General features: G+C 37.5%; 9 protein-coding genes. 6 read left to right on the top strand and 3 right to left on the bottom strand.

Annotated elements, in window-relative coordinates:
- Window positions 1–171: 171 nt before the first annotated feature.
- Window positions 172–435 carry a multidrug ABC transporter ATPase gene (locus M3166_RS10645; protein ID WP_251689799.1) on the bottom strand — a complete coding sequence of 88 codons (264 nt, stop codon included), beginning with the start codon at window positions 433–435 and terminating at the stop codon, window positions 172–174.
- Window positions 436–899: 464 nt separating this feature from the next.
- Here M3166_RS10645 and M3166_RS10640 point away from each other — a divergent pair, with 464 nt between their 5' ends.
- Both M3166_RS10640 and M3166_RS10635 read left to right on the top strand, forming a co-directional pair.
- Entirely contained in the window at window positions 900–2,390 is a 1,491-nt protein-coding gene (locus M3166_RS10640) for an O-antigen ligase family protein (protein ID WP_251689798.1), read from the top strand.
- 240 nt (window positions 2,391–2,630) lie between these two features.
- On the top strand, window positions 2,631–4,904 hold the full coding sequence (locus M3166_RS10635; RefSeq protein WP_251689797.1) for an S-layer homology domain-containing protein: 2,274 nt from the start codon (window positions 2,631–2,633) through the stop codon (window positions 4,902–4,904).
- 563 nt (window positions 4,905–5,467) lie between these two features.
- On the opposite strand, the gene M3166_RS10630 is transcribed toward M3166_RS10635, so the two are convergent.
- Window positions 5,468–6,412, bottom strand: a complete 945-nt coding sequence (locus M3166_RS10630; RefSeq protein WP_251689796.1) for a nuclease-related domain-containing protein — start codon at window positions 6,410–6,412, stop codon at window positions 5,468–5,470.
- Between the two features lie 365 nt (window positions 6,413–6,777).
- Here M3166_RS10630 and M3166_RS10625 point away from each other — a divergent pair, with 365 nt between their 5' ends.
- The 4 genes from M3166_RS10625 to M3166_RS10610 all read left to right on the top strand — a co-directional run bounded on the left by M3166_RS10625 (window position 6,778) and on the right by M3166_RS10610 (window position 11,466).
- Window positions 6,778–7,920, top strand: a complete 1,143-nt coding sequence (locus M3166_RS10625; RefSeq protein ID WP_251689795.1) for a polysaccharide pyruvyl transferase family protein — start codon at window positions 6,778–6,780, stop codon at window positions 7,918–7,920.
- Window positions 7,920–9,008, top strand: coding sequence for a glycosyltransferase (locus M3166_RS10620; protein WP_251689794.1), 1,089 nt, complete (start codon window positions 7,920–7,922; stop codon window positions 9,006–9,008). The genes M3166_RS10625 and M3166_RS10620 overlap by 1 nt, the downstream gene beginning before the upstream one ends.
- A gap of 31 nt (window positions 9,009–9,039) precedes the next feature.
- Window positions 9,040–10,557: a murein biosynthesis integral membrane protein MurJ gene (murJ, locus tag M3166_RS10615; RefSeq protein WP_251689793.1), complete on the top strand. Its 1,518-nt coding sequence runs from the start codon at window positions 9,040–9,042 to the stop codon at window positions 10,555–10,557.
- A 312-nt stretch (window positions 10,558–10,869) separates the two neighbouring features.
- Window positions 10,870–11,466 carry a TetR/AcrR family transcriptional regulator gene (locus M3166_RS10610; protein ID WP_251689792.1) on the top strand — a complete coding sequence of 199 codons (597 nt, stop codon included), beginning with the start codon at window positions 10,870–10,872 and terminating at the stop codon, window positions 11,464–11,466.
- Between the two features lie 46 nt (window positions 11,467–11,512).
- Here the strand turns inward: M3166_RS10610 and M3166_RS10605 are convergent, their stop codons facing one another.
- Window positions 11,513–12,883: a S41 family peptidase gene (locus M3166_RS10605; RefSeq protein ID WP_251689791.1), complete on the bottom strand. Its 1,371-nt coding sequence runs from the start codon at window positions 12,881–12,883 to the stop codon at window positions 11,513–11,515.
- Between the last annotated feature and the right edge of the window lie 119 nt (window positions 12,884–13,002).

Here is a 13,002-nt window from a genome sequence, read left to right as displayed (position 1 = left end):
TATAAAAGTTGAAGATATAAAAAAGAGTGAGCCAGATTGAAGCTCATAAAAAATTTAATGTGAAAAATAAATGGGGGTCTTGCGATTGAGGGATAGAAATGAATGAGAAGGGAACATCTTAAAAAAAAGTGTCATATTTTATCTTTCTATTAAATAGGAAATTGAGAAGAATTATAAGTTTAATGCTTTCGATATTTTTTTTACTTCTTTAGTTAAGTAATGAAGCTGTTCATGAACTTCCTGGAGGTCCACGTTATTTTGGCTGTAGTTACTGGCCTGCTGTTGTGCTTCCTGCAGTGCAAGAGCGGATGCAAATGTTGAAATCCCTTCCGCTAACGTAGCTAATAATCCGGCCAACACCTCAAGTGAAGCGGCTTGAATTAATGGATTGTTATCGATTGGCGGTTCATTGTTTTTCTTACGGTTATTTTGCAATACTACGACCTCCAAAATAGTGATGTATATATTTTATGGTTTTTAGGAGTAATTATGAATGGCTGGGTGGAATTTGTTCCGGAATGTTTTAAATCTCTCTAGTCTTTATAATGGTGAAATCTAGATATATTTAGATGTGGGAGTTTAGGGGGAATAAGTCTTTTAATGATAGTTATAATCAAAAAACATCGGGAGTTATTTAAATGGAAAAGTAAGGGGTTCTCGAATATGAAGATTTGAAGAGAGGCAAAAATTTTGTCTCTTTTTTTTGTACAAATATGGTTCCTATTTATTTAGGACCGAAAAACCATTGATCTGACAATTATTCTAGTAATTTAGGGTGTGTTTTATACTCTCATTGAATTATAATTGTAACCATATTATACTTAAGTTCGTCTTAATCCACATGAGCAAAACTCATCTAAAAATAGAGAACTTCATATAGGAAAGGGTTTGGGACTTCTATGAATGACATTTCTGTCAAAATGAATAAAAAAGAGTGGCTCGAAATTTTTGGGGCAATTCTTGTACTTGTGGCGGCCATACTGCTTCCGCCTTCGATAGCGCAAATCAGTACAGCAATTTTCTTTGTACTCTTCGCATTTTTTAAGCCATTTCAAAGTTTAGTAATTTTAGTACCGTACGTTATTTTCCGTACATTCTTTATTGAACTCAACCCTGGTCTTAAACTCATCGGCGATTTAATTACGATCGTCGTATTGCTGCGTTTATTTTTATTAAATACGAAGAAATTTAAAACTTGGTTTCATTTCAAACCATTTGAATACTTCTTCTTCGCCTTTTTAATCTTCGGTGCAATCATTGGATACAAAAACGGTGTATCATTAGGTGCAATTATCTTCCAATTACGTACATTCGGTGTTATGTATTTACTGTATTACATTCTAAGCCGCAGTGAATTGCCGAAAAACTTCCTTGTGAAATTGGCATGGGTTACAGTATTTTCAGGTGCCGTTATTTTCATTCAGGGGATCGTCGAAAAACTGTCGATGCGTCAATTATTAATGCCGGAAGTATGGACGGAAAAAATACTTTCTTCAACAAACTTCGTGCGTATCTACGGTATGCTGAACAATCCAAACTCGTTGGCATTAGTCATGTTCTTTGCAATTGCCGCAGTATTTTTCCTGCGATGGGCATATAAAAACAATGAATTTAAATGGACGTTCCGTATTGCACAGGTCGCATTCTTTGGAATGCTATTATTGACACTTTCACGTGGTACATGGATTTCTGCTTTCATGCTTGTCTTGTTCTTTATGTTGCTATCTCGTAATTGGCAGTTATTGAAGAGAATTGCCATTTCATTTGTTGTGGCAATCGCGCTTATTTATTTCCCTGTAAACTGGGGAGTATCAATTTTACAAAACTTAGGTGTGGAAAACACGGTAGCACCTGAGGAAATTTCAGGTGGTATCAGCAATCGTTTCACGGAAACATTCTCGGACGACACGTTGGAGCTTATGCAGGAAAGTGGTCGTATGTTCTATATTAAAAAAGGATTTGAAGTGCTGAAAGATTATCCGATTACAGGTGCCGGCTTTGGTACATTCGGTGGTTCGGCTACTTTATCATATGACTCACCAATTTATGAGGAGTACGGTATCCGTTCTGATATTTATGGAGGCAAAAACTTCTATTCGGATAACCAATATATCCAGGTTATTGCGGAAACAGGAGCAGTCGGCGTTCTATTCTTTGCCGGATTCCTTCTTGCGATGGTATGGATGTACTGGAAAGAACGTAAAACAGTCTTTGGACAATATTTATTCGGGCTATGGTTCGCAACAGGTGTAGCCGGCTTCTTCTATAATATTTGGGAATTAAAAGTTTATGTATTGTTCTACTTTATTCTCTTTGGAATATTTGCGAGTATGCGCACAATGTATCCAATGCTCAAGCTTAGCGATTACGAAAAACAAAAAGCAGAATAATTCAAGGAACTATCTTCTTAGGGGGATAGTTCTTTTTTATTGAAATTAAAAGACTCGAAGCTTCAATTATTGTTTTTCATTATTCTCTTATACAATATGTAACTTTATGTAGGAAAAACCTGTATTTTGTAAAATGTAACAAAAGATTAATAGTCTCACACGCGAAAATTTGTTAAGGTTAGAGATAGGACATTAAGAGAGGAAGGTGACTTGCTTCAAGTTAACTAGGAAGCACAAATTATGAAAACAAATAAATCTCTATTTATTGCAGTGCTAATGGTGTTTGCACTTATTTTCAGTACACCGCAATTTGCAAGTGCAGCACAATCGACAAATGACTCATACCCGCTTTCAACAGGGGTAACATATTCGAACTATACTCATAAAGGTTCTAAAACAAGTATAGTTAATCATTTAGAAGTAGATTTAACAGACTCTTTCACAAAGATCGGGTTAGGCTTACCAACTCCGGTTAATACACTAATGACAACAACGCAACATGCGAACAGTCATACGAAGGAAGGAAATCGTGTAGTTGGGGCAATCAACTCTAACTTCTACAATATGGGGGATGGCTATCCTTTATATTTAATTTCTCAATATAATACTATCGTTACACCAAGCGTTATTTCAGACTCAAGTTCGAACTATGTCAGCCAACCGATCGCATTCGGTATTACAAAGGACGGATATGGAGAGATTGCTTACTACAATAGTAAGATTAACGTTACATATAACGGTCAAACGAATGAAGTAAATGGTCTTAATGTAAAGCGCGGAACAGATGAGGCGGTTGTTTATACACCGCAAAACCATAGTTCTATGACGCCGAACAACGGAAAAGGTATGGAGTTTATCGTTGAAACTGGCAACACAATCGGTGCGACGAAATTCGGACAAACTTTAACAGGTAAAGTAACTGCAATCCGCGGTTATGATGATGAAACAAAAACGAAAATTCCGCGTAACGGTTTCGTGCTTTCTTTTAACGGATCGGCATGGGGCGATAAATACCGTGGAATTAAAATCGGCGATGAAATTTCAGTAAACTTTGCTATTGATGATCGTTGGATGGATGCACAGTTTATGATGGCAAGTGGTCCATTACTAGTATTGGACGGCAAAAAAAGCCTGACAATCAATGAATCAAGCTCACGTGCAAGAGAAGTTGCACCACGTACGGCGATTGCAATCAGCAAAGATAAGAAAAAAGTACACTTAATTACAGTGGACGGACGTATTAACTCAAGTGCAGGTATGTCTTTACCACAGTTTGCGGATTATCTAGTAAGCCTTGGTTTTGACCGCGCGATTAATTTAGATGGCGGCGGTTCAACAACAATGGGTATTCGTAAATACGGCAGCAACACTGTCGTTTTAGCCAATACACCGTCTGGAGGTACACAACGTCGCGTATCTGCAATTATTGAAGCAATCAGTACAGCACCAACAACAAATACACCTAAATATATTCAAGTAAATCGTGATAAAGTAGGTACGTTATTAGTTGGTGCAACAGTGAAACTTACGCCAAACTACGTGTTGGACGAGTATTACAATCCGTTAGCAGTAAATGCAAATGATTTTGTGTTAACGCCGCAAAATAACACAGTGACAGTTAACGGCTTAAGCTATACAGCTGTAGCGCCTGGCTCTGAACGTATCACGGTTTCAAATAAAGGCGCAACACAAACAATTAGCTTCAATGTAGTGGATGCACCGGCTGGACTTTCAATTTCAGGAGTATCAGGTCCAATTGAACCAAATGCATCGCTTCAATTAAAAGCAAATGTAACAGGGTCAAATAATGAAACACTAATTTATAACGACTCGCAAATTAAATGGTCTGTTGATGGAAACATCGGTACAGTATCCAGCTCAGGTCTTTTCAAATCAAATGGTAAAGAAGGCACTGCCCGTGTAACGGCGACATTAGGAACAAAATCCGTTTCTAAAGAAATCGTTGTAAAGGCTGTTGAAAAACCATTATTCAAAGATATTTCTGTAAACAATGTTTATAAAACAGAAATTCAATATTTAGTTGATAATAACTTAATCAACGGGTATCCGGATGGTACATTCAAACCGGATTTAGCATTAAACCGTGGTCAAGCGGCTGTATTGCTAACTCGTGCATTAGGCTTATCGACAAAAGATGTGCCAAACCCTGGATTCAGCGATCTATCAACAAAGAGCACATATTATGGTGCAGTTGCAGCGATTGTACAAGCAGGCATCATGAGTGGTACTGGTGATGGCAAGTACGAACCGGGAAAACCATTAACTCGTGCTCAAATGGCGAAAATTTTAGTTGAAGCATATAAATTAACGGGTACTACTTCTACGAAATTTAAAGATGTAAGCACAAAGCACTGGGCATACGATTATATTCATACGCTAGCAGCTAATGAAATTACGACAGGTTATGAAGATAATACTTACAAACCAAGTCAAGAAGTATCACGCGTGCACTTCAGCTTATTCTTATACCGTACAATTACACAAAATAAATAAGTGAGAACCTTTGTAAAGTTGCAGCGAGGAATCGCAACTTTTACAAAGGTTTTTTTATGGAGAAAAGAGGGCTATGGGGAAGAGAGGGGGAAAGGGCAAGTGAAGTGAGACTGAAACGAGGATTTTTATTGCGAAGTTTGGGTTTTATAGATTGGAGTGTAAGTATAGGCTTAGGTGTTATTGGTGAAAGTAGAATATTTGGGCGCGGAAGTAAAACGCTTGGGCTGGAAAGTAGAACTCCGCGCCAGGAAAGTAGAACGTTTCCCCGGTAAAGTAGAAAGATTCACTTGAAAAGGAGAACCGGTTGCGACTATTCGCCAAGATGACGGAGAAAGTAGAACATGTTGGCGCGAAAGTAGAACTCTGCGCCAGGAAAGTAGAATGTTTCCTCAGTAAAGTAGATAGATTCATTTAAAAGGTAGAACGTTTTGGCTCCGAATGAGAACCTAAAGCTATTAAAATAGAACTCTACCCGAGAAAAGTCGACTAGTATATTTCGTAAGTAACTCCTCACCTCCTTTAAGTAGAATTATTCAAATATGAGTTACAGCTACATAAGGAAATTACCTTACCTGTTCTAAAACGTCTTCAGGAATTAAATAATACACACCACGTCCCTTGCCGAATTGCTCAAAGTTTAAGCGCTTCAACAGTTTGGAAGCAACTGCTTTACAGTCGATTCCGACAAATGCCCTTAATTCACGATTGGTAATACGATCCCCGATTAATACGCGATATTGATGTAAAGCTAAAAAGATAGCCTCTTTACTTTTCTCGCCACAGTGTGGGCAAATCCATAATCCGTGATGATAATACAGGACATGCTGAAATTCGCACTTTTCGCAAAGGACGCCATCACGTATACGATCTCTTTCTATTTTTCTTCTAACAGGAAGCCGGCAAGAGATAGCCAATAGTTTACTTTCCAATTGATCTAAATCCACTGTTGTTTCAGCATATTTTGCATATAATTTCTCCAGAAAATTTGGCAAGCCGCTTAAATAAATAATTGGAGAACCGTCTAAGGACGAATCCAATTTCGTTCTAATATTAGCGTTGACCACAATATATAAAACAGACAGCTGAATTCCGCACTTTGATAATAAATGTGATAAAAATAACTTGTGCCGGTATGCCTGGTCAAATGGATTTGGAAAATTTTCTATAATCCCCTCCTCAGTTTGACGAGCAAATTCATGAAATGTGGGTTTATAAAATAATGTACCGGAAATTTGTTTAACTTCGACAACGAGGAGAAATCTTGTCGTTATAATAAGGGCATCAATTTGATGAGAAAAACCCTTTTCATTTACACACTCAAAGTTATAAAAAATTTTATAGGGACCTATAAAATGATAATCCTCTAATGTGCGCTTCATTTTTACTTCGCCAGCAATACCAGCATTGATTCGATAATAAGCCTCCTGAATTGATGTAAACTCTTCGTCGTTCGTTTGTAATCTACTCACAAGCGCTACTAAATACATAAGATTTTCAGATCGATACAATAAATCACCTCTAACTTGGGCATTGAGACAAAAACTCTATGACAGAAATTTATCCGAAAATCCCCTAGCATGCAAATGACCTCGAAAAGTCATTTACTGCATAAATTTCTCTTCAAAAAGTAAAAATGAAACTAATCTTATATACAAACCGTCTCATTAACGAAAAACTACAAATTTATCGTTAATTTTCTTGTCTTGAAATGGAGTGTTCTTGCCCTCGGGAATATCGTTTCAAACTGACATTATGCTATACTAAAAATACGAGTCATAACGCAGAACACATCTACTTCAGATGTGTTTTTCAAATGAAAAATGAAATAAGCCAAGCATACTCAAAACGCTTGATTCAAAGGATGAATGTATAAATGAAAATTGGAATTGTTGGAAACTACGGAAATGATAATAATGGAGACGAGGCGATTTTATTAAGTATCATTCGCCAGCTGCAGAAGGTATTTCAAATAGATACAAAAAATATTACAGTATTTAGTAATAATCCAAAACAAACAGCGGAACGTTATTCTGTGCAAAGTTACCCTTTATACTACAAAAACGGTAATGCCGTAAAAACGTTCATGAAGACATACAAAGAGAATTCCAAAGTCGTGAAAAACCTTGATTTTGTCGTAATCGGCGGCGGCGGTATTTTAATGGATCTTTATAAGCGTGAAGCACCGCTATATGGTTCTTATGCAATGATGGCAAAAAATAATAATGTACCGTATGTTGTCTACGGCTGTGGTGCGGGTCCGCTTAACACAGGTTTAGGGAAATGGTTTATCCGCTATATGGCCAAGCATGCACAAAACATTTCAGTGCGTGATCCGCAATCACAACAGCTGCTTAAAACAATTGGTGTAAAACGTGATGTACCTGTCATTGGGGATCCGGCATTTAGTTTAGAAGTAGAACGTTCAAATTATAGCGATAAACCAAAATCAGTTGGGGTTACAGCAGTCCCATACTACAATGCTTCATATTGGCCAACCGGCGATGAGGCAAAATACGAAAACTATATCGATGGCATGGCGAAAAACCTGGACCGTTTAATTGAAGAGCATAATGTCGATGTAACGTTTTTTGCGACAAAATATCCGCAAGATGCTGATGTGACAAAGGACATTCAAGCTAAAATGAAGCATCCGGAAAATACAAAAATTATTGATGAAAACTTGCCGCCGCAACGTATTTTACAAATTACGTCTACGTTTGATGTGCTAATCGGTACAAGACTTCATTCATTAATATTGGCAACGGATGCGAAAACACCGATTATCGGTGTATCTTATCATGTGAAGGTTAATGACTTTTTACAAATGGCAGGGCTTGGCAACTATTCATTACCGATTGATTCACTTCATGAATCAGACGAGAAGTTTGCAATGCTCTTTAACGATATGGCAGTAGATTGGAACGGTGCACAAAACTTAGCGGCTCGTACAAATGCGTCATTTAAAGAAAAATCAGCATTAGGAGAGCAGCTTTTAAAAGAAGGTGCGAAAAAGTAATGAAAAAAGTATTCGTCATTAGCAATATGTATCCATCTAAGGAACATTTAGCTTACGGCATTTTCGTAAAAAATCAGGTCGAGCAGCTGGAACGAGAAGGAATCGAGACAGTGCTCGCAGTTAATACGAATCCCGCGACAGGAAAGAAAAATGTTATTTTGAAATATTTAAAATGGGCGCAGCAGTTTATGCGCGTTTTTCGTGCAAACAAGCGGAATATTTCGCTAACACATAGCCATTACGTTTTTCCGAGCGGGATGTTCAGCTACTATTTAAAAAAGCGTCACAATATCCCGTATATTGTGACAGCACATGGTGGCGATATTAATAAAATGGCCAAAAAGGGCGGGCAAATCCGTGAGTTTACGGAGAAAATTTTACAGTCTGCAGATCATGTCGTTGCAGTAGGAGAAGAGCTTGCTACAACGATTGAAACAACATTCCATGTTAAAAGCGATAAAATATCGGTGATGAGCATGGGGATTGATCGTACGGTTTTCAAAGAAGTGGAAGCTAAAAAACAACTTGCAAAAGAGTTGGGAATGGATCCTGATAAAACAAACTTTTTATTCGTAGGCAACATCATACGGGAAAAAGGCGTTACAGAACTTGTGCGTGCATTCAATAAAGTATCGGAATCTCTTCCGGAGCAAGCCGCTCTTTATTGTGTTGGTTCGACAAAAGATAGCAATTTTACTAGTAAAGTAAAAGAACTGGCTAAGGACAATACAGCAATTCACTTTATCGAACCGATGCCGCAGCAGGAGTTGGCAAGGTATTTCCAGGCGGCAGATGTTTTTGTACTGCCTTCTTATATTGAAGGACTGGGATTAGTAGCTTTAGAGGCAATGAGCTGCGGTACGCCGGTTATCGCATCGGACGTCGGAGGACTGCATTATATGCTGGCAGATGGAGCGGGGGTATTAGTACCTCCTAAAGACGAGATTTTACTACAGCTGGCACTTGAAAATGCAGTGAAAGACGGAATCGCAGTGAATGAAGCGCGTGTAGCCGAGCTGCTTCATACACATGATGCAAAAAATATTATTGTACGTTTAAAAGAGCTCTACACAACACATGCGAAATAAAGTAATTGTAATTAAAGGATTGTGATAAGCGTTGAAAGGAATTTTGAAAATAATAGGGGCCGTCGCGGTTATTAATATTTTAGCGCGTCTGGTCGGCTTTGCCCGTGAAACATATATCGGGATTGAATTTGGTACAACTGTATATTCAGATAGTATTATTAATGCTTATACAATTCCAAACTTTTTATATTTAGTCATTGGCGGAGCGTTTACGACGGCGTTTATATCCATTTACCATAAGACATCATCGAGTATCACTGAATATATACAGCGAACGTTTACAACAATTGTTGTTTCGATTACGCTCATTGTCATTTTATTTATGGCGTTGGCTGATCCGATATTAATGAAATTTTTTCAAGTTGAAGATCAGGCGGAATATGAAATGCTGCGCTCGCTATATTACTGGATGATGCCTTCGACGATTATGCTAGTTTTATCGACTTGGATGAGCGGTATTTTAAATGTCCAGGGCCGGTACCATTTATCCGCATTTTCGGTGCTTATTTATAACGGATCATTTTTAATCGTCTCGGTAATATTGTCTATTACGATGGGACCGATTGGAATGGGGATCGGGGCATTAGTCGGGGCAATTTGTATGTTCTTGTTCCTTGTATTCGGGGTTCGGAATGTGAAAGAAATGTCTTTCAAGCCGAACTTTAAACAGGCTGAAGATCAGAAAATGTTATGGAGAGTTGCGTTGCCGATTATGCTTGGCGGTGCGACTGCACAGCTTTATATTTTAATTCAACGATTTTTCACGAATATGCTGGAAGCCGGTGTTCCGTCAGCGATGAACTACGCGACAAAAATGTCCCAGTTCCCGCAGGCAATTTTAATGACTGCTGTAACGACCGTTATTTTCCCGTTACTCAGTAAAAAAGAGGGAGAAGGGGACACAGAGTCGGTAAAACAACTTTATGTTCGCGGGATGCGTTTATTATATTTACTCGTATTGCCTATTTCAGTGTTCTTCTACTTCCAGGCAGAAGGTGTTATTCGTATCGTCTTTGAATATAAAGAATTCAATGCCGAATCAACAGCAATTACAGCGCCATTGCTGCAAGTATTCAGTACAACGATGTTCTTCCTTGCCGCGAACACGTATATTACGCGTTTCTACTATGCAAAGGGCAATTCCGTATTACCGATGATTTTCAGTATTTTAACGGTATTCGGTGTAAATATTGCGGTCGTAATGGCGACTATTGATGAAATGGGCGCTAATGCGGTTGCTTTAGGGACATTAATCAGTGCCATCGTAAACTTCCTCTTGCTTGTCATTGTGCTGCAAAGTAAATATCAGTTAAAACTTTTGGACAAAAACATTGGTCAGCTATTTAAGTTAGTTACTATTGGATTAGTTTTTGTTGCCATTAACTGGGTGATTGCACAATGGATTGTAATTGATCAGAAATGGATTCATATAATTGTTACATTTATAGTTGCATCGATCAGCTATCTTGTATTGCTGTTTGCATTCAAAATGGATGAACTGCAGCAAATTACAGGTAAAGTAAAAGGAAAGATTTTTAGAAAAAAATAATATGATAAAGTGCGTATCCGGATTTAAAATTGGATACGCCTTTTTAATACATACTATTTAAACATAATATTAAAAAGAGAAATTTTCCCTTTTCGCTTATGTCCTTTATCCTTATAACAGGACAATTTAAGTGTAATGTTTTTTGATTATTGCTAAGTTATGTCAATTGGTTGCTGATATTAAGGAGAAATGTTAGTTATATGACAGAAAACTTTATTTTAAAAAAACTTTCCTATATAATCATAAGTGGAATAATTGGAATTTAATATATAATTTACTAAACATCTAAAATAGAGATAAGGGTGGAGAAGTATGGCAAGAGGACGACGTGTAAATTCGTGCGGTGAAAAAAGTAAAAAGTTATTATTGGAAAAAGCAGTTGAGCTATTTTCTACATATGGTTATCATCAAACAAAAATCAGTGATATTGTGAAGTCGGCAAATTTAACACAACCGACATTTTATCTATACTTTCAAAGTAAAGAAACATTATTTAACGATTTAAATGAGAAATTCCACAATGAATTAACTGATATTTTTTCAAGTTCAGCAAATGACATAAATGAAGGTAAATTTGGAATCGATCTTATTCAGGGAAGTCTTACACATATTTTCAATTATTTTATCGAAAATCCTAACTTAACGAAAATCGGTTTTTATGAAGCAGAGCAGTCAACTGCCGTGAAGGAAATGCTCGTTTCAAAATTAATACATATTCTTAACACGCAATTAAAAGATTCTAACGTTGTAAAGCTGGTGGATGCTAATATTCTGGCAGAAAGTCTCGTTGGTTCGGTGGAACGACTAACATTGACAAATTTACTGACGAATAAATCGAATCCGGAACAGTTAGCAAAAGAGATTTGCATGATTTATTTTGCAACGGAGCTAAGTTTAGTACATTCATAAAATTGAAATGAGACGATTGCCATTGTGCAAATCGTCTCATTTATGTTTACTGTTTTGTTGTTACATGTAAATAAACACCGGCTTTTAAATTTTTGCCTTTTTCGTTTTTTACTTTAGGATGAACGATAAGGGCATATTCTTTACCGGCCGTTAACTCTTTTGAAGGGGTAACAACTAGCTGTTGACCCGATAATTTGTACGTTGTTTTGACAGTATCCGCACCTAGCTCGACTAGTTCAACGGAAGAAGAAGCAAGCTCTTTCGCCAGTTTAGCAGAAAACTTGATCGTAAATGTTTTGTTTAATGGAACATTCTTTAATGCAGTAAGTTCTTTATAGTTTTTTAAGTTTGAAGCGATTGTATCGTAATGTGCTTTAAAGAGCGGTTCACTTACTGTTTTAATATGAGGTTTAACCCCAACTTCATTTATTTTCGTGCCGTTTGGACCATAAAAATGACCAACTGTTAATTTTAGAAAACTTCCATCTTCAAGCTCATAAAATGCCTGCATGGAACCTTTACCATAAGTTGTTTCCCCGTATAGCGTAACTGCTTTTTGATCAGCAAGGGCTGCTGCAGTCATTTCCGATGAACTTGCACTATATCTATTTACTAGCATTTTCGTATTTTCAGGGAATGTTGTCGATTGCTTCATCGAACGTACAATAGATGTCCCAGAAGTTTCCTTCAGCTTGTAGGCATAGGTGGCATTCGGGAACATACCGATAAGCTGTTCTGCTGCTGTTACATAGCCGCCTCCGTTATTTTGTAAATCGAAAATAAAAGATTTTGCCCCTTTATTTTTCAAATCACGAATGGCTTTTGATACGAGGCTTGCCGTGTCGTTTGAAAATGAATTCAACGAAATGTAGCCCGTATTACCGTATAAAAGCTTTGTTTCCACATTAGGCAACGAGAAAGCTTTACGTGTTAATTTTTTCGTTAATATTGTACCATCTTCACGTGAAACCGTTATAGAAACCGTTGTATTTGCTGCTCCTTTTATACGGGTAGAAGCCTGGTCGATTGTCAGCCCTGCAACCGGTTTTCCATCGATCTCTGTTATGATATCGCCAACTTTTAAGCCTGCATTTTTTGCACTGCCCCCATCGATCAGCTCGGAAATTTGAATACCGCTTTCTACCTTTTCGATGACCACACCGATACCTACAGTAGTAAGGTCCACACCATTAATAAACTCATCGAATTCTTCCGGCGTAAAGTAAGCGGAATACGGATCAAGCATTTCTGCCAGTTGCTCGAGGCTTGTGGCCCGGTTGATGTCACCGTTAACATTCCCTACATAGTTTTCCTTAACAATCTGTTTTGCTTCATCTAAAGGAGCACCTAGTACCGTCAAAGGAACAGCCAGGCACATGATGAAAAACAGCATTGCTGATAAATGTTTTTTTAGCATGAGTCCACCTCATCAATTTTATTTTTCTATAATGTAATGCGTAATGCCATGATAGGGATATTACCATATTTTATCATGAAAGCTTCCCGAATTTATGGTAAGGGTAAAAAATATTTTAA

It is taken from the genome of Solibacillus isronensis (assembly GCF_023715405.1).
Taxonomy (GTDB): domain Bacteria; phylum Bacillota; class Bacilli; order Bacillales_A; family Planococcaceae; genus Solibacillus; species Solibacillus isronensis_B.
Note: the sequence above shows the minus strand (reverse complement) of the source record. Positions and strands in the feature narration are given on the sequence as shown.

Coding starts and splice junctions, on each gene's coding strand:
- M3166_RS10640 (WP_251689798.1), top strand. CDS start 900: ATGAATGACATTTCTGTCAAAATGAATAAAAAAGAGTGGCTCGAAATT.
- M3166_RS10635 (WP_251689797.1), top strand. CDS start 2,631: ATGAAAACAAATAAATCTCTATTTATTGCAGTGCTAATGGTGTTTGCA.
- M3166_RS10625 (WP_251689795.1), top strand. CDS start 6,778: ATGAAAATTGGAATTGTTGGAAACTACGGAAATGATAATAATGGAGAC.
- M3166_RS10620 (WP_251689794.1), top strand. CDS start 7,920: ATGAAAAAAGTATTCGTCATTAGCAATATGTATCCATCTAAGGAACAT.
- M3166_RS10610 (WP_251689792.1), top strand. CDS start 10,870: ATGGCAAGAGGACGACGTGTAAATTCGTGCGGTGAAAAAAGTAAAAAG.
- M3166_RS10605 (WP_251689791.1), bottom strand. CDS start 12,883: ATGCTAAAAAAACATTTATCAGCAATGCTGTTTTTCATCATGTGCCTG.